A 17,686-nucleotide genomic window follows, 5' to 3' on the forward strand; every position below is an offset into this window, starting at 1 on the left:
ATCCACAACATATGCAGCAGACCAAGCCCAAGAATCACATACACCAAGCGATGCAATTTCTTCCAGCGAGCTCCCAACCGACGCTGGCTATAGCGATTGGACGTCACCGCCAACACCAGTAACTGCACAAACCCCAACGCCCCCACGATAATGTAAGGCCGCTTGCGCAACTCAACGCCCAACTGCGACCAATCCAGCCCCAGGACAAACACGCAGTACGCCGCCAGATGCAGCACCACATAAGCGAAGCACCATAGCCCGAGCTGCCGGCGCACAGCGATCCAGCCGGCCCACCCGCTCAGCTTTTGCAACGGCGTCATTCCCAGCGTTATCAGCAAGAGAATCAGCGTCCCCAAGCCGAGCCGATCAACCAGCACCTTGCCCGGATCCGGCCCCAGGGCAAAACTCCACGCCTCATATAGCCATAACAACGGCCACACCGCCGCGGCGATAAATACGCCAATGCGCCAGATGGGATAACGCATCAGTAGTTCTTCCGCAGATCAAGCCCGGCATATAAAGAAGCAACCTCATCCGAGTAGCCATTGAACATCTGTGTCTCACGGACATTGGGACTGAACAGACCACTGGGCAGACGCCGCTCACGTGCTTGAGTCCAACGGGGGTGATCGACCGTGGGATTCACATTTGCATAGAACCCATACTCATCGGCCGCAATGCTCTGCCAGGTGGTTTTCGGCTGTTCACTCACAAGACTGATGCGCACGATCGACTTCACGCTCTTGAAACCATACTTCCACGGCACAACCAGACGTAATGGCGCCCCGTTCTGATTCGGCAGCTCCCGCCCATACATACCCACCGCAAGAATCGCCAACGGGTTCATCGCTTCATCCAGGCGCAACCCTTCTACATACGGCCAGTCAATCAAGCCAAAACTCGAGCGCTGCCCTGGCATGCTCTTGGGATCCTGAAGGGTTTCAAACCGGATGTATTTGGCCTTGGAGGTTGGCTCAACCTGCTTGAGCAAGGCAGAGATCGGAAAGCCTATCCATGGGATAACCATCGACCACGCTTCTACACAGCGCAAACGATAGATCCGCTCTTCCAATTGGTAGGGTTTCATGAAGTCTTCCAAGGCATAACGCCCCGGCTTTGCAACCTCACCATCAATCACCACACTCCAGGGCTCGGTCTGGAGTGATCCTGCATTTTTCGCGGGATCGCCCTTATCCGTACCGAACTCGTAGAAGTTGTTGTAGTGGGTTGCATCCTTGAACGGAGTGATCGCTTCGTCCTTGACCGTCACCGCCTGCCATTTCGTTGCCGGCAGTTTCTCGGCAAACCAATTGGGTGCCTTGCCTGGCTCGACATCAGCATAACGTGACGCCTCGTCAGCACTGGCCCAACGCGGCAGGCTACCGGCTGCAAAACCGGCAAGCGCACCGCCGAGCAAGCTGCGGCGAGAAAGGTAAAAAGATTCAGGGGTGACATCCGATTCATGGCAATCGGACGCCTTAGGAGATTTGATTAACATGGCAACTCCGCAGCATTGGAGGACTGATGCACCAATAGACTGCGGAGTATGGGGGAAATTACATTAAGGCAACGTTTTGTCCCGGCGCAGATGCAAGAGGTATTGAATCGGCCCCGATGCGGCATAGACCAGGAACGCCAAAAGCAGAATACGCGGCGGATCGCTGAAGACCACCGCGAATACCAACACCACCACAAGGATGGCAACAAAAGGTACGCGCCCCTTGAGGTCCAGCTCCTTGAAGCTGTTGTACTTAATATTACTGACCATCAACATCCCGGCTGCAGCAACCATCAAGGCGACCAGGAACGACATCTTCGACCCCTGGATCCCGTAATCACTGAACGCCCAGACGATACCCGCGACTACACCGGCAGCCGCCGGACTGGCCAACCCGATAAAATAACGTTTATCAGCAGTGCCTACCTGGGTATTAAAGCGTGCCAGGCGCAACGCGGCACCGGCAACATAGATGAAGGCAACCATCCACCCCACCTTGCCCATGTCCCCCAGCGCCCAGGCAAATGCCAGCAATGCCGGGGCGACACCGAAGGCAACCATGTCCGACAAAGAGTCGTACTCAGCACCGAACGCACTTTGGGTGTTGGTCATGCGTGCCACGCGACCATCCAGGCCGTCCAGCACCATAGCCACAAAAATGGCGATAGCCGCAAAACCGAAATACTTGCTGGCACTCGCCGCATCACCAGCCGCCAGCGCGCTCTGGGCACTCATGGAATTGATGATGGAGTAGAAGCCGGCAAACAGGTTCGCGGTGGTGAACAGGTTGGGCAGAAGATAGATACCACGATGCCGGACCTTGCGGCCTTCAGCATCATGCCCTTCTTCGACATGCTCATCGATCGGTAGCAGGCTTTCGGCGTCAAAAGCCTTGTTTGGCTCTTCGGGACGTTCGCTCATGGACTTTACCTTGCAACGGTGTGAAAAAATTCGACAAATACGTGCGGCGAGTGTTCGCCCGCAAACGATGCAGCTTTATACCAGAACCCGCTTCCCAAACGAAAAAACGCGGCCTAAGCCGCGTTTTCTCTCGATACGTACGACTTAGTTTTTGGCTTTGTCGACGATCTTGTTGGCACCGATCCACGGCATCATCGAGCGCAGTTGCTCGCCGATGATTTCGATACCGTGAGCGGCGTTGTTACGACGCTTGGCGGTCATCGAAGGGTAGCCGGTGGCACCTTCGCTGATGAACATTTTGGCGTATTCGCCGTCCTGAATACGTTTCAGGGCGTTGCGCATGGCCTGACGGGACTCGGCGTTGATCACTTCCGGGCCAGTCACGTACTCGCCGTATTCGGCGTTGTTGGAGATCGAGTAGTTCATGTTGGCGATACCGCCTTCGTACATGAGGTCAACGATCAGCTTCAGTTCGTGCAGGCATTCGAAGTAGGCCATTTCCGGCGCGTAGCCAGCTTCAACCAAGGTTTCGAAACCGGCTTTTACCAGCTCAACGGTACCGCCACACAGAACAGCCTGCTCGCCGAACAGGTCGGTTTCAGTCTCGTCCTTGAAGGTGGTTTCGATGATGCCGGTACGACCGCCGCCCACGCCGGCAGCGTAGGACAGTGCAACGTTTTTGGCGTTGCCGGATGCGTCCTGGTAGATCGCGATCAGGTCAGGGATACCGCCGCCTTTGACGAACTCGGAACGTACGGTGTGACCCGGCGCTTTTGGCGCGATCATGATCACGTCCAGGTCAGCGCGCGGCACAACCTGGTTGTAGTGAATCGCGAAGCCGTGGGAGAAGGCCAGGGTGGCACCCTTCTTGATGTTCGGCTCGATTTCGTTCTTGTACAGCGCGGACTGGAACTCGTCCGGGGTCAGGATCATGACCAGGTCGGCAGCAGCCACAGCGGAAGCAACGTCAGTCACTTTCAGGCCGTGGGCCTCAGCCTTGGCAACAGTGGCCGAGCCTTTACGCAGGCCGACAGTCACGTCAACGCCGGAATCTTTCAGGTTGCAGGCTTGCGCGTGACCTTGGGAACCGTAACCGATGATGGCGACTTTCTTGCCCTGGATGATCGACAGGTCACAGTCTTTTTCGTAATAAACTTTCATGAGGTTCCTCTATATATCCAGGCCGTAAGGCCATTCACTAATTTGGGTTAGATGCTGAGTACTTTGTCGCCACGGGCAATCCCGGTGACACCACTGCGGACGGTTTCCAGAATCGAGGCCGTCCCGATCGATTGGATAAAGCTGTCCAGCTTGTCGCTTGTACCGGTCAATTGCACGGTATAAACGCTGGCGCTCACATCGACGATCTGCCCGCGATAGATGTCGGTAGTCCGCTTGATCTCGGCACGTTGGGCACCCGTGGCCTTGACTTTAACCAGCATCAGCTCACGCTCAATGTGGGCACTTTCCGACAGATCGACCAGCTTGACCACTTCGATCAGCTTGTTGAGGTTCTTGGTGATCTGCTCGATCACCTCATCGTGACCAACGGTGGTCAACGTCAGGCGCGACAGGGTCGGGTCCTCGGTCGGAGCCACGGTCAGGCTTTCGATGTTGTAGTTGCGTTGCGAAAACAGGCCGACAACACGAGACAGAGCGCCGGGTTCGTTCTCCAGAAGCAGGGAGATAATATGCCGCATGATTAAGTACGCTCCGTCTTGTTCAACCACATGTCACGCATAGAGCCGTCTTTGATCTGCATCGGGTAAACGTGCTCGCTGGTATCCACCTGAATATCGATGAACACCAGGCGGTCCTTCATGGCAAACGCTTCTTCCATCTTCGGCTTGAGATCTTTCAGATCGGTGATGCGCATGCCAACGTGGCCATAGGCTTCAACCAACTTGATGAAATCCGGCAATGACTCCATGTAAGAGTGGGAGTGACGGCTACCGTAGCTCATGTCCTGCCACTGGCGGACCATGCCCAGCACGCCGTTGTTCAAGCAGACGATCTTTACTGGCAGACCGTACTGCAGGCACGTCGACAGTTCCTGGATGTTCATCTGGATACTGCCCTCACCGGTGACGCACGCAACGTCGTTATCCGGGAAGCTCAGCTTCACCCCCATTGCCGCAGGAAAACCAAAGCCCATCGTGCCCAGGCCACCGGAGTTGATCCAGCGGTTAGGCTTGTCGAACTTGTAGTACTGCGCGGCGAACATCTGGTGCTGCCCCACATCGGATGTGACAAAGGCATCGCCCTTGGTCACTTCGCACAGGGTCTCGATCACGGTTTGTGGCTTGATAATGCTGCCGTCGCCCTTGTCGTACGGGAACAGGCCGCGGTCACCGCGCCATTCGTCGATCTGCTTCCACCAACTGGCAACCGCTTCTTTGTTTGGCGTCTCGCCGATGTCCTTGAGCGCAGCGACCATTTCGGTCAATACGCTCTCGACAGGCCCGACAATCGGCACGTCGGCCTTGATGGTCTTGGAGATGGAGGCCGGGTCGATGTCGATGTGGATGATCTTGGCATTCGGGCAAAATTTGCTCGCACCGTTGATCACACGGTCGTCGAACCGCGCGCCTACGGCCAGGATCACGTCAGCGTGGTGCATGGTCAGGTTGGCGGTGTAGCTGCCGTGCATTCCGAGCATGCCGACGAACTGACGGTCCGAACCCGGGAACGCGCCCAGCCCCATCAAGGTATTGGTAACCGGCAGGTTAAGCATCTTGGCCAGTTCGGTCAGCGGTGCGGAGCCGCCACCCAAAATCACGCCGCCGCCGGAGTACAGCACTGGACGCTTGGCCGCCAGAAGCATTTCTGCCGCCTTGCGGATTTGCCCCGAGTGACCGCGAACAGCCGGGCTGTAGGAACGCAGCTTGGCTTTCTTGGGGAAGACGTACTCGAATTTCTCTGCCGGGTTGGTCATGTCTTTCGGGATATCGACCACGACAGGGCCCGGACGACCGGACTGAGCGAGGTAGAACGCCTTTTTCATGACTTCCGGGATTTCCGACGCGTGCTTGATCATGAAGCTGTGTTTCACGATCGGCCGGGAAATACCGATCATATCGGTTTCCTGAAACGCATCGGTACCGACCATGGTGCTGGGCACCTGGCCAGAAATGATCACCATCGGGATGGAGTCCATATAGGCAGTCGCGATGCCGGTAATGGCATTGGTTGCGCCCGGGCCGGACGTCACCAGTACCACACCGGCTTTACCGGTGGCACGGGCGTAACCGTCAGCCATATGGGTTGCGGCCTGTTCGTGGCGAACCAGGATGTGGGTAACAGCCGGTTCCTTGAACAGTGCGTCGTAAACATGCAGCAGAGCACCACCTGGGTACCCGTAGATATAGTCGACGCCTTCGTCACGCAAAAAGCGGACGAGCATCTCACCACCAGATAAAAGCTCCACGTTGTTCACCTCTAAAACGCCAGAATACCGTCCGTTGAAAACCGACGGGTCTTAATAGGTTTACTTCCCAACAGAGCATGAGCGACGGTGGTCGCCGACTACGTCAGCACTGACTGAGCAAGTATTGGGATCGTCCCAAGTGTTGCGGGCTTTTCCCACCCAGCGCGAGGTAACGCGTTGCGGGTGTAACAGGTCGGCGCGGATGTGCGCCTCATGATCTGCTGAGCGGGCCTGCTTCTGGCAGTCCCGATACAGCGGACTTTGGATTCTTCTGTTTCACGCCGTTCAAGTCAAGCAATAATTGCGCTTTTTTCCAACTAAGCGCATGAGAACGTAGAAGAAAGGGCTTTGAGGAGGGATAAAACTCGCCTGAATGTCGTCAAGCGGTAGAAATATGCGCAAGACTGCCGGAAAACCCGACAGTCAGGCAATTAACGAGCGTCGACGATCAATTGGTCGAACTTTTTCAGCGCATTGCGCAAGCCGAGGCTCTCACGCGGCCGGTCGGCGTAGACCATCTCGGCCATCTCCAGAATCCCCGACGCATTGGGCAACGGCAGATCCTGTTCGAGGATCTGCTTCATTCGCGCCAGGAAGATCCACTGCAGCCACTGATGAAAATCCAGGGTATCCACCGAAAACGGTTCAACACTGCTGAGCGCTTCAATACTGGGAGGCACCTCGTCCCACCAGCCCTGCACGCGTAATTCACGTTCAATCAGCAACAACTGTTCGGCAATCGCCGGAAAGCGTGCATCCATCAGAGGTTAACCTTGGCTTTCTGACGAGCCTGGGCAGCGCCGGCGGCATCACCTTGTGCCGCACGCGCGTCACCGATCAATGCCCACAGGCTGGCCTGCAAGTCCGGACGACCGCCAGCCAGCGAGAGACCACGACGGGCGAACTGCTCGGCTTGCGGCGCATCGCCCTGGGCCATGCGTACCTGCGCCAGACGGTAGAGCACTTGCGGCTCGCGAGGCGCAACGCGTTGTGCGCGCTCGAGACTGGAAGACGCGCCATTCAAGTCGCCACCCGCCTGTTGCTGCTGGGCAGTGGTCAACAACGCCAGCACCGGGCCATCCAACTGCTCATCAGCCGACAGGCCACCGGTATTGGCGGACGAAGGGATGCCGCTCGGCGTCGACGGCATGTTGTAGGTGCTCTGGGTGACCGGCGCGGTCTGAATCGGTGCAGCGTCGATCGGACCCGAGGTGCTCGGCCCTGGCGTCCAAGGCTCGGCACTGATCGGCGCGGACGTGGCAGCACCGCCGCCCGGCACCATCACCACCACACCCGAATCCTGTGGCATGGCCTGAGGTTTGGCCTGCGCCGGACGGTTGGTCACGGTTTGACGGAAACCGCCATTCGCCGAGATCCGGTCATTATTGGAAACGGCAGTGCTCGAATCCACAACCGGAATCGAGCCGCGTTGCACACTGGAGCAACCGCTGAGCAAAGCCAGAACGGTAATCGCTGGAATACACCACTTGTTCACTTGAAACCCTCTTTGCTTAATTCATCCAGCCCTTGACCCAGTCCATCACCGATTCCGCGTCAGCAGGGGCACCGCCACTGCACGCCGCACCGGGTGGTGGTTCGCTGCCGCGAATATACGGCATCTGTACCGCCCCCGGACAGTTGGCATCGGAGCCCTGCCCGGTGTGAGGATCAATCCAGGCCTGCACGATGTTATCCGGCTGCGGCATGTTCAGCGGCAGCGGGTCGGCCTTGCGCATGAAACTGGTCCAGACCTGCAACGCACCGGTGGCGCCGGTAAAGGGCGTCTTGCCATTGTCGTCACGGCCCAGCCAGACCACCGCCAACACATCCTGACCGAAACCCGCGAACCAACTGTCACGCGAGTCATTACTCGTACCGGTCTTACCCGCCAACGTCAGGTTGGAAGGCAGCACTTTATAGACAGAGCTACCGGTGCCCTCACGCATCACGCGCTGCATGGCGTTCTGGATGAGGTAGATGGAGCCCGCATCGAAACGCTGCTGAATCTGGAACGGGTAACGCTTGAGCGGTTCACCTTCGGCGGTCAGTACGCTGCGAATCCCACGCATAGGTGTATTGAAGCCACCGTTGGCGAGTGTCTGGTACATGGTCGCCACTTCCATTGGCGTCATCGCGCCGGCGCCCAGCAGGATCGACGGAAACGCCGGGAACTCGCGAGTAATGCCCAGTCGCGCCAGCGTCTTGAGCACATTCGGCACGCCCACTTCGAGGCCGAGCCGCGAGGTGGAGATGTTGTAGGAGTGCGCCAGCCCTTGGTACAGGAACACCGTACCGTGGGAGCGTCGATCGAAGTTCTGCGGTGTCCACACCTGGCCGTCGCCGCCCTTGACCGATAGCGGGTCATCCGACAGCCAACTGGTCAGGGTGTATTTACTCGGTTTTTCCAATGCCGTCAGGTACACCGCTGGCTTAACCAGCGAGCCAATCGGCCGCACGGCATCCAACGCGCGGTTGAAGCCGGCAAAACTGGCCTGGCGACTGCCGATCATGGCCTGGACTTCACCGGTTTCCGGGTTGGTCACCACCATTGCAGCTTCTACTTCGTCCGAGCCCTTACGGCCGGCCAGACGCTTGAAGGTGTCATTGACAGACGCTTCTGCTTTCATCTGCAGAATCGGGTCAAAACTGGTGAAGATCCGCAGGCCTTCCTCGGTCAAGTCTTCGTCGCGATAGTCTTCACGCAACTGGCGTTTTACTAGGTCGATAAAGCCTGGGAAGGAACTGTCCGCCAGCTTGCCGCGCGTGGTCACACCCAGTGGCATCTTCTTCGCAGCTTCGACTTGTTCGGCCGTGGCCACGCCCTGCTGCTCAAGCACGTCGAGTACCAGGTTACGGCGCTCGAGCGCACGCTCAGGATTACGACGCGGGTTGTAATAGGACGGTCCCTTGACCATGCCCACCAACAAGGCCACCTGGTGCAACTTCAATTCGGACAGCGGCTGACCGAAGAAGAACTGGCTGGCCAGACCGAAACCGTGCACCGCGCGCTGGCCATCCTGGCCGACGAATACCTCGTTGAGGTACGCCTCGAGGATTTCCTGCTTGCTGTAATGCAGCTCAAGCAGCATCGCCATCATCGCTTCGGTGAGCTTACGGGTCAGGCTGCGCTCGTTGGTCAGGTAGAAGTTCTTGACCAACTGCTGGGTCAGCGTACTGCCGCCCTGGGTCATCTTGCCGCCGGAAGTATTCACCCATACCGCGCGGGCGATCGACTTCGGCGAGACGCCCCAATGATGGTAAAAATCGCGGTCTTCAACGGCAACCAGCGTTTCCAGCAGGTATGGCGGCACCTGATCGAGCTTGATCAGGATGCGATCTTCCAGGTTTTTCGGGTAAATCCCGCCGATCATCAGAGGCTCAAGACGCACCACCGGCAGCTTCGAACCGTTGAGCGAGGACAACTCGGCCACATAGTCGCCAGAGAAGCGCACGCGCACAGGCTGGGCCTTTTCCAGGCCTTCGTAGAACTGGAAGCCGCGTGTGTTCAAGTCGACGGTATTACCGCTGACCGCGGCCGCCCCCGGCCCGTTGCTCACGGGTTCGCGGCGGTAGCCCAGGGCATCGAGCTCGGTGAGGAAGTCATCCTTGCTCAGCTTCTGGCCGGTGAACAGCTCCAGCGGGCGTGCATACACCTTCGCTGGAATGGTCCAGCGCTTGCCGGAGAATTTCTCCTGGACCACAGCGTCGAGGTACACCGCGAAGCCGGCGAGCACCACAAGGCCCACAAGGCCGAGTTTGAGCGCCCAGCCAAGCCATGGGCGCAGGCCGCGGGAAGGAGGTTTTTTACGGGAACGGGGAGATCGGGTTCGAGTCATGGCGGCGGATTATACGCACTTTATTGCTGATCAACATGAGCCGGACAGCGGTTTGCACGACCGCCCTTAGCGGCCATAATGCCCGCCATGATTTTCCCCAGACTCTGAAGGATCGCCCGTGAGCCAGTCACTGATCGCAGCCCTGCAAAACCCGGCCTTGTACCCGCATCCAGTCGAGGCGTTCCAGGTCATTGAGACCCATATTTCATGGGTCGTCCTGACCGGTCCCTATGCCTACAAACTGAAAAAACCGATTAACTTCGGCTTTTTGGACTTCACCGACCTGGAAAAGCGTGGCCATTTCTGCAACGAAGAACTGCGCCTGAACCAGCGTCTGACCAGCGACTTGTATCTGGAAGTGTTGCCGATCACCGGCACCGCTGAAGCACCGCAACTGGGCGGCGAAGGCCCGGTGATCGAATACGCATTGAAGATGCGGCAGTTCCCGCAAAGCCAACTGCTCAGCACCTTGCAAGCCAACGGCGAACTGACCAGTGCGCACATCGACGAGATGGCCAAGCAGATTGCACACTTCCACCTTGCCGCCCCCAAGGTCCCGCAAGACCACCCGGCCGGTACCCCCGACGAGGTGATGGCGCCGGTACGGCAGAACTTCGATCAGATCCGCCCATTCCTCAGCGATAAAGCCGACCTGGCCCAGCTCGAAGCCCTGCAAGCCTGGGCCGAAAGCAGCTTCGAACGTCTCAAACCGTTGCTGGCGCAGCGTAAGGTCGACGGCTTCACCCGCGAATGCCACGGTGACATCCACTTGGGTAACGCCACCCTGATCGATGGCCATGTGGTGATCTTCGACTGCATCGAATTCAACGAACCGTTTCGCTTCACCGATGTGTACGCAGACACCGCTTTCCTCGCCATGGACCTGGAAGACCGCGGCCTCAAGTCCCTGGCCCGCCGCTTTATCAGCCAGTACCTGGAACTGACGGGTGACTATCAAGGCCTTGAAGTACTGAATTTCTATAAAGCCTATCGCGCACTGGTACGCGCCAAGGTGTCGCTGTTCAGCATGCCAAGCGAAGCAAGCCCGGTGCAACGCGCCACGACCCTGCGCCAGTACCGCAACTACGCCAACCTGGCAGAGAGCTACAGCACCATTCCGTCGCGCTTCCTGGCGATTACCCACGGTGTGTCAGCCGTGGGCAAAAGCCACGTCGCAATGCGTTTGGTCGAGGCGCTGGGCGCCGTACGCCTGCGTTCGGACGTGGAACGCAAGCGCCTGTTCGGCGAGCAACAGGTGGAAAATACCCCGCAAGCCGGTATTTACGCTGCAGATGCGAGCGCCACTACCTACGACCGCCTAAATGAAATCGCCGATACCGTATTACGCGCCGGTTTTCCGGTGGTGCTGGATGCTACCTTCCTTAAACGTGAGCAGCGCGACGCTGCCGCCAGGATTGCCGAGGCCACCGGTGCACCGTTCCTGATTCTGGATTGCAATGCGCCACAAGCGGTCATCAGCAGTTGGCTGGCGCAACGTCAGGCGGATAAAAACGATCCGTCCGACGCGACGCTGACGGTTATCGAAGAACAGCAGGCCAATCGTGACCCACTGACGGCTGAAGAGTTGTTGCTGAGCAAGCGTGTCGAGACCAATCAAAGCGGCACACTTGATGCCCTGGTCGCACAAATTCGCCAACGCCTGCCCGGTCTGTAAGAAATATTTCTTGGTCGTGTAGTCTACTTGGGCACACGACCCAGAAATAGTGGCATTATAATGGCGCCATAAATCCAACAGGAGTTGCCTTCATGAGTCAGCCCAAGCTTCTTGATACACCGCTCTACGCGCTCCTGCACAACGATGATATTCGAGGCTTCAATCAGGAACGCCCGAAAGACGGCGTCATCGACATGCGCGGTGGCGACTTCCGTGGGTTGGACTTGCGCGACCTTAACGCAACCGGCGTGGATTTCACCGATGCATACTTCCGCTCCGCCGATTTGCGTGGCCTGGATTTGCGTGGCTGTTCGCTGGAGGGTGCCAGCCTGGCACATGCACAGATCTCGGGCACCTACTTCTCACCTGAATTGACCGCCGATGAGATTCTCATGTCGGTTAATTTCGGCACCCGCCTGCGCTACCGCACCAAGTAAAACTTCTACCCAGGCCCCCTACGCGCAACGCGTAGCGGGCGCTTCACGCCTGCCAGCCGGCAAACGCCCGCGCCACTCTTAGAAGCTTTTGGCCGTTTCAGACCAAAGAATCACGCTTTTCCTACTGAGCGCTACACTCTTGTTCAGGCTTACCTGGTCACGATACCCACCGCACCATTTGGCCATCGCAAGGAGGCTTGATGAACGATGAGCTGCAAAACCTTAAGAACCTCGGGAAGACGTCGGCGCAATGGCTGCATGCGGTGGGCATCCACAGTGCGTCGGACTTGCGTCGCCTGGGAGCGGTCGACGCCTATCGAGCCGTAAGGACTCGCGGCTTCCGGGCCTCGAAAGTTTTGCTGTATGCCATCGAAGGCGCGCTGATGGATGTGCATTGGAACGACATCCCTGCCGAACGCAAGGAGGCTTTGAACCGGCAACTGGACGCGATTGGCGCGCGTCAAAAGAATTAGTGCGGCCACGAGACCCAGCGTTTACAGAAGTTTCGAACGCTCGTTTGAGAAAAAAAGAAAAGCAGGCCAAAACAGATGTTGACCCTCAAATGAGAATCGTTATGATTATCACAACTGGTCGCGAGATCAGCCGATAACTGAAAGACCATTGGTTCGGACTCTCAGATTATCTCCTCATCAGGCTAATCACGGTTATTTGACCCGGCTTTTGCCGGGTCTTTTTTTGCCTGTAAAAAGCTCGGCTCAGCGCGCGATGATCAACGGATGACCACGCTCCGGATGCGGCTGCACTAACACATCCAGACCAAACACCGCCTTGAGCGGCTCGGGTCGCAGCACCTGTGCCGGTGTGTCCAGGGCATGCGGGCGTCCGCCGTCCAGCAAAAGGATACGATCACAGTAACGCGCGGCCAGGTTCAGGTCATGCAGGATTACCAGCACCGCAGCGCCACGATCGGCAAAACTGCGGATCGCCTGCAGGGTCGTATGCTGATGCAACGGATCAAGCATCGATGTCGGCTCATCCAGCAGCAACGTCTGCCCCGCCTCGCCCGGCCATAATTGCGCCAATACACGAGCCAGGTGCACCCGTTGACGCTCCCCGCCCGACAACGCCAGGTAACTGCGACTGCTCAGGTGCCCCACATCTGCCGCATGCAGTGCCGCGCGGATAATATCCTCATCACGTACTCGACCGGTCTGATGGGGCAAACGCCCCATGCCTACAACCTCCTCGACCCGGAAAGCGAAATCCAGGGTTGAGCTCTGGGGTAAGACTGCCAGGCGCTGGGCGCGTTGCGCGCCGCTCAAAGTCTTCAATTCCTGCTGGCCCAGCCAGACCTTGCCCTGGTCAGGCGACAACTCCCCGCACAGCGCACTGAGCAAGGTACTTTTGCCCGCGCCATTGGGCCCCAATACGCCCAGCACTTCGCCCGGCAGCAGGTCCAGGGTCACATCCGTCAATACGGTTTTGCCTGCACGACGGATCTGCAACGCTTCCACTCGCAGCATCAGGCGCGCCCTCGCAGCAATAGATAGAGGAAAAATGGCGCGCCAATAAACGCAGTGACTATGCCGATCGGCAATTCCGCCGGCGCCAAGGCCAGGCGAGCGACCAAATCGGCTAACAGCAGCAAGCTCGCGCCAGCCAATACCGAAGCCGGCAACAAGACACGGTGATCAGGCCCCGCCAGCAATCGCACCAAATGCGGCACGACCAACCCGACAAAGCCAATCATGCCTGCCGCCGCCACCGCGGCACCTACCCCCAGGGCCGTGCAGAACACCAATTCGCGCTTGAGCCCCTCGACGTCAATCCCAAGATGACTGGCCTCGGACTCACCGAGCAATAGCGCATTCAACGCCTTGGCCCGTCGCGGCAACCACAGCGCGACAGCCGCACTGACCAACAACAACGGCCACAGCCGCGAATAACTGGCGCCGTTGAGACTGCCCAGGTTCCAGAACGTGAGGGTACGCAACGTGGCGTCATCGGCCAGGTAGGTAAACAGGCCCACCGTCGAACTGGCCAACGCCGTAAGGGCAATACCGGCGAGCAGCATCGTCGCCACATTAGTCTGGCCGTTACGCCGTCCCAGGCGATAGACCAGCGCCGTCACCCCCAACCCGCCGAGGAACGCACACAGCGACAGCAAGTACGGCCCGAGCGCATCCGGCAGGCCGCCAAAAAACGAACCACCAACAATTGCGATGGCCGCCCCCAGCGCGGCACCACTGGAAACCCCCACCAACCCCGGATCGGCCAGCGGGTTGCGAAACAGCCCCTGCATCGCCACCCCAGACAATGCCAACACGCCGCCCACCGCCAGCCCCAACAAGGTCCGTGGCAAACGAATCTGCCCCAGAATCAGCTCAGCCTGTTCCAGCCCCTGCGCCTCAATCGGCACGCCAACCAGACGCAAGGCCGCCTTAAGCGTGTCTAGCAACGGCAAGCTCACCGGCCCCAGTGCCAACGAGAGCCAGACTGCCAGGACACACAGCAGTGCCAACCCTATAAACAGCGTTTTCGGTTTAACCAGAGTAGTCATGGGGCGGCTTTAGTCTGGGAGGGGTAAAAGCCAGCGGACAGCCTGGCCAGGCCTTGCGGCAGCCGTGGTCCAAGCCCGCCCACCAGCAGGGTTGGGTCCAATTCAAACACGCGCCCATTTTTCGCAGCGGGTGTGGATGCCAGGATAGGGTTCTCTCTGAACAACGCCGCGCGCGCCGCGTCCCCCGTAAGGGCACGGTCGGCAAACACTAAAACATCCGGGCGCAACCCTGCCAGCGACTCCACGGAAAACGGCTTGTAACCACTATGGGTGGCAAGGTTTTTCCCGCCAGCCTGCTGCAACACCCAATCGCCTGCAGTGTCTTTACCGGCGATCAGCGGTTTGCCGCCAGCATGGCCGATCAGGAGCAATACGCCAGGGGCCGTTTGCGTGACCTGAGCCCTGGTTACCAGGTTTTTCTGCTGGTCAAGCGCCTGTTCATATCCGGCAAACAATTGGCTGGCTTTGGTCTCATCACCCAACAATTTGCCCAAGTGCTGAAGATTGCCCTTCAACGTCGCTAAATCCGGCTGCGCCGAAAACATCTCAACCTGCACCCCCGCACTGCGGATCTGCGCCAGCACCGGCGGTGGCCCCATCTCTTCGGTCCCCACCAGCACCTGTGGGCGCAGGCTGAGAATGCCTTCAGCCGATAATTGGCGCTGATAACCAATGCTGGGCAACGCCTTGAGCGATTCAGGATGCTGACTGGTGGTATCCACGCCGACCAACTTCGGTTCGCCGCCCAACGCCGCAACCCATTCCGAGAGCGCCCCGCCGGCACTGACCCAGCGTTGCGGCAGTTCAGAGGCCAGCGCCCCGTGGTTGACCAGTAGTCCGACAACAAGCGCAATAGCGCTGGTACTCAGGCGCATAACAGGGTTTCCTTCCAGAGGCGGGGCCTTCGGGTGCTCACGGACGTGACAGGAACCCCCTATCAGGCATCGAAACGAGCACGCAGCCAGCTAGCGGGCGAAGCCGGCATTTGATAATTGTTTGCATTTGAACGTCAAGGTACTTAAGGATTGAAATGAAGTTTCTCTGCGCCTCTCACGCCCTCGCCCCCAACAGCAGCGTTGGCTTTGATATCAACGGCTCCCGGCTCCTGGCAGTGCGACGGGACGGCATTGCCTACTTCTATATCAACCGCTGCCCCCATCGCGGCATCCCGCTGGAATGGCAACCTGACCAGTTCCTTGATGACAGCGCCAGCCTGATCCAATGCGCCACGCACGGTGCCCTGTTTCTGATCGAAAATGGCGAATGCATCGCCGGGCCGTGCGCAGGCAAAAGCCTCAAAGCCCTACGCGGTCGCGAAGACGAACAAGGCTTGTGGGTGGACATCTAATCGAGCAACACGTCGAGGCGGCGATCCACACACACTTCCTCAGGCGTCACACGCACGCCGTACGCCAACACCTCCACACCGGCCGCCTTGGCCTCGCCCAGTGCGGCAGCGTAGGCCGCATCGATTTCCACTGCCGGACGCACCGCATCAATGCCCGACAGGTTGACGCAATACAACTGCACTGCGCGCACACCGTCACGCGCCAGATGCGCCAGCTCCCGCAGATGCTTGGCGCCACGCTGCGTCACCGCATCAGGGAAAGCGGCAACCCTGCTGTCGTCAAAACCGAGGGTGACACTTTTGACTTCCACATACGCCGCGCCGGCGGGGTACTCCAGCCGAAAGTCGATGCGGCTTTTTTCCTGACCGTAAGCCACTTCGCGCTTTAACGCAGTGAAACCGTTTAGCTCGGTTATCACACCCGCGCGCAACGCCTCTTCAACCAACTGATTGGCGCGCGCCGTATTCACGCACGCCAAACGCCCCTGAGGCGTCTCGGCAATTTCCCAGGTGCCGGGCAGCTTGCGTTTGGGGTCGTTGGAACGACTGAACCAGACTTGCCCGCCTTCGACCATGCAATTGAGCATCGAGCCAGTATTGGGGCAGTGAATAGTCAGCAACTCGCCGGTAACGGACTCGATATCAGTGAGAAAGCGCTTATAACGGCGAATGAGCCGACCTTCTTCAAGGGGAGGATAAAAACGCATCAGCCTTGCCAACTCCGCAAGCCACGGGCGATACGTTCTACCGCTTCCTGTAGCCGATCAAGATTCTGCGTGTAGGCGAAACGCACATGGTGGCCGGCTTGATGGCGACCAAAATCCAGGCCAGGCGTGAAGGCGACGTGTTCCGTCTCGAGGAAATGACGACAGAACGCGAAGGCATCGCCGCCGAACGAGCTGATGTTGGCATACAGATAAAAGGCACCTTCCGGCTCTACGGCAATGCCAAAGCCCAGCTCGCGCAAGGCCGGCAGCAGGAAGTCGCGACGGCGGCCAAATTCGGCGCGGCGCTCTTCCAGGATGCTTAGGGTTTGCGGGCTGAAACAGGCCAGCGCCGCATATTGGGCCATGCTGGGGGCACTGATGTAGAGGTTTTGTGCCAATTTTTCCAGCTCACCGACTGCCGCCGGCGGTGCTACCAGCCAGCCAAGGCGCCAACCGGTCATGCCGAAATACTTCGAAAAACTATTTAGGACAAACGCGTCGTCGTCGACTTCCAGCACGCTGGCCGCATCGGTGCCGTAGGTGAGGCCGTGGTAGATCTCATCCACCACCAAGTGGCCGTTACGCGCCTGGATTGCAGCGCTGAGCTGGGCCAATTCGTTCCGCGTAAGAATCGTGCCGGTAGGGTTGGCGGGCGAGGCAACCAATGCCCCCACACTGTCCTGATTCCAGTGCTTGGCCACCAGATCAGCGGTCAGTTGATAGCGCACATCCGGGCCGACCGGCACCAGTTGTGCGGCGCCCTCTACCAAACGCAGGAAATGTCGGTTGCATGGGTAGCCGGGGTCCGCCAACAACCAGTGTTTTCCCGGATCGACCAACAGGCTACTGGCCAGCAACAGAGCGCCGGAGCCACCGGGCGTGACCAAAATGCGCTCAGGATCAACGCTCAGCCCGTAGCGCTGCTGGTAGAAGCCACTGATCGCCTCACGCAACTCGGGCAGCCCACGGGCCGCGGTGTAACGCGTTTTGCCATTGGCAAGGGCCGCCTGGCCGGCTTGGATAATCGGCTCGGCGGTGGTGAAGTCCGGCTCGCCGATCTCCAGATGAATGACATCATGGCCGGCCGCCTGCAGCTCATTGGCTCGCGCCAGCAACGCCATGACATGAAAAGGTTCGATGGCGCGACTGCGCGCACTGTAGGGCTGGGCCATTAGCCTTCCTTAACGGTGAGGACAAAATCCGGATTCTACCGAACCCTGGCGGTAAAACATGTTCTATTGCCTGCCCGGCGGCCTTTGCGGTCCGGGCAAGCACGCGCAAAACGACTAAAATTGACATTCGGGCCGCGACATACC

At 58.7% G+C, this 17,686-nt stretch carries 18 protein-coding genes (1 of these 18 only partly in view); 4 read left to right on the forward strand and 14 right to left on the reverse strand.

The genetic code is table 11. The features are described from left to right. From msrQ to mrcB, 9 genes are all read right to left on the reverse strand, one after another. On the reverse strand, window positions 1-485 hold the 5' portion of the coding sequence (gene msrQ, locus PSH59_RS21745; protein WP_248078208.1) for a protein-methionine-sulfoxide reductase heme-binding subunit MsrQ. Its footprint begins 136 nt before the window's first position; only the first 485 of its 621 coding nucleotides appear in the window; its start codon is at window positions 483-485; its stop codon lies off the left edge, out of view. Next, entirely contained in the window at window positions 485-1,498 is a 1,014-nt protein-coding gene (gene msrP, locus PSH59_RS21750) for a protein-methionine-sulfoxide reductase catalytic subunit MsrP (protein ID WP_248078210.1), read from the reverse strand. Before msrP ends, msrQ begins: the two co-directional genes overlap by 1 nt. Before the next feature lie 63 nt (window positions 1,499-1,561). Next, window positions 1,562-2,419, reverse strand: coding sequence for a CDP-diacylglycerol--serine O-phosphatidyltransferase (pssA, locus tag PSH59_RS21755; RefSeq protein WP_305393642.1), 858 nt, complete (start codon window positions 2,417-2,419; stop codon window positions 1,562-1,564). A gap of 144 nt (window positions 2,420-2,563) precedes the next feature. Further along, window positions 2,564-3,580: a ketol-acid reductoisomerase gene (ilvC, locus tag PSH59_RS21760; RefSeq protein WP_007948647.1), complete on the reverse strand. Its 1,017-nt coding sequence runs from the start codon at window positions 3,578-3,580 to the stop codon at window positions 2,564-2,566. Window positions 3,581-3,627: 47 nt separating this feature from the next. Next, complete coding sequence (gene ilvN, locus PSH59_RS21765) at window positions 3,628-4,119, reverse strand: acetolactate synthase small subunit (RefSeq protein WP_003176102.1); 492 nt, start codon at window positions 4,117-4,119, stop codon at window positions 3,628-3,630. A gap of 2 nt (window positions 4,120-4,121) precedes the next feature. Next, the gene (locus PSH59_RS21770) at window positions 4,122-5,846 is read right to left on the reverse strand and encodes an acetolactate synthase 3 large subunit (protein ID WP_248078212.1); all 1,725 of its coding nucleotides are present in this window, start codon (window positions 5,844-5,846) and stop codon (window positions 4,122-4,124) included. 431 nt (window positions 5,847-6,277) lie between these two features. Then, window positions 6,278-6,607, reverse strand: coding sequence for a YqcC family protein (locus PSH59_RS21775; RefSeq protein ID WP_248078213.1), 330 nt, complete (start codon window positions 6,605-6,607; stop codon window positions 6,278-6,280). Further along, window positions 6,607-7,341: a M48 family metallopeptidase gene (locus PSH59_RS21780; protein ID WP_248078214.1), complete on the reverse strand. Its 735-nt coding sequence runs from the start codon at window positions 7,339-7,341 to the stop codon at window positions 6,607-6,609. The genes PSH59_RS21775 and PSH59_RS21780 overlap by 1 nt, the downstream gene beginning before the upstream one ends. A 16-nt stretch (window positions 7,342-7,357) precedes the next feature. Then, on the reverse strand, window positions 7,358-9,682 hold the full coding sequence (mrcB, locus tag PSH59_RS21785) for a penicillin-binding protein 1B (protein ID WP_305393643.1): 2,325 nt from the start codon (window positions 9,680-9,682) through the stop codon (window positions 7,358-7,360). A gap of 118 nt (window positions 9,683-9,800) precedes the next feature. On the opposite strand from mrcB, the gene PSH59_RS21790 reads away from it, so the two are divergent. The 3 genes from PSH59_RS21790 to PSH59_RS21800 all read left to right on the forward strand — a co-directional run bounded on the left by PSH59_RS21790 (window position 9,801) and on the right by PSH59_RS21800 (window position 12,267). Next, window positions 9,801-11,357 (forward strand): bifunctional aminoglycoside phosphotransferase/ATP-binding protein, encoded by a 1,557-nt coding sequence (locus tag PSH59_RS21790; protein ID WP_305393644.1) that lies wholly within the window; start codon window positions 9,801-9,803, stop codon window positions 11,355-11,357. Between the two features lie 92 nt (window positions 11,358-11,449). Next, window positions 11,450-11,794: a pentapeptide repeat-containing protein gene (locus PSH59_RS21795; protein WP_248078217.1), complete on the forward strand. Its 345-nt coding sequence runs from the start codon at window positions 11,450-11,452 to the stop codon at window positions 11,792-11,794. Window positions 11,795-11,994: 200 nt separating this feature from the next. Further along, entirely contained in the window at window positions 11,995-12,267 is a 273-nt protein-coding gene (locus PSH59_RS21800) for a TfoX/Sxy family protein (protein ID WP_248078218.1), read from the forward strand. A 243-nt stretch (window positions 12,268-12,510) separates the two neighbouring features. Here PSH59_RS21800 and PSH59_RS21805 read toward each other — a convergent pair whose 3' ends face one another. The 3 genes from PSH59_RS21805 to PSH59_RS21815 are packed head-to-tail and all read right to left on the reverse strand — an operon-like array spanning window position 12,511 to window position 15,190. Next, entirely contained in the window at window positions 12,511-13,278 is a 768-nt protein-coding gene (locus PSH59_RS21805; protein WP_305393645.1) for a heme ABC transporter ATP-binding protein, read from the reverse strand. Then, window positions 13,278-14,315, reverse strand: coding sequence for an iron ABC transporter permease (locus PSH59_RS21810; RefSeq protein ID WP_305393646.1), 1,038 nt, complete (start codon window positions 14,313-14,315; stop codon window positions 13,278-13,280). The genes PSH59_RS21805 and PSH59_RS21810 overlap by 1 nt, the downstream gene beginning before the upstream one ends. Continuing rightward, window positions 14,312-15,190, reverse strand: coding sequence for a hemin ABC transporter substrate-binding protein (locus tag PSH59_RS21815; protein ID WP_305393647.1), 879 nt, complete (start codon window positions 15,188-15,190; stop codon window positions 14,312-14,314). The genes PSH59_RS21810 and PSH59_RS21815 overlap by 4 nt, the downstream gene beginning before the upstream one ends. Before the next feature lie 155 nt (window positions 15,191-15,345). Between PSH59_RS21815 and PSH59_RS21820 the strand changes: the two genes are divergently transcribed. Beyond that, window positions 15,346-15,663: a Rieske (2Fe-2S) protein gene (locus tag PSH59_RS21820; RefSeq protein WP_305393648.1), complete on the forward strand. Its 318-nt coding sequence runs from the start codon at window positions 15,346-15,348 to the stop codon at window positions 15,661-15,663. On the opposite strand, the gene sfsA is transcribed toward PSH59_RS21820, so the two are convergent. Both sfsA and PSH59_RS21830 read right to left on the reverse strand, forming a co-directional pair. Beyond that, window positions 15,660-16,370, reverse strand: a complete 711-nt coding sequence (gene sfsA / locus PSH59_RS21825) for a DNA/RNA nuclease SfsA (protein WP_248078230.1) — start codon at window positions 16,368-16,370, stop codon at window positions 15,660-15,662. The genes PSH59_RS21820 and sfsA overlap by 4 nt on opposite strands. After that, window positions 16,370-17,542 carry a pyridoxal phosphate-dependent aminotransferase gene (locus PSH59_RS21830; RefSeq protein WP_305393649.1) on the reverse strand — a complete coding sequence of 391 codons (1,173 nt, stop codon included), beginning with the start codon at window positions 17,540-17,542 and terminating at the stop codon, window positions 16,370-16,372. Before PSH59_RS21830 ends, sfsA begins: the two co-directional genes overlap by 1 nt. Between the last annotated feature and the right edge of the window lie 144 nt (window positions 17,543-17,686).

Source organism: Pseudomonas sp. FP2309 (assembly GCF_030687575.1).
In the GTDB taxonomy this organism is placed as follows: domain Bacteria; phylum Pseudomonadota; class Gammaproteobacteria; order Pseudomonadales; family Pseudomonadaceae; genus Aquipseudomonas.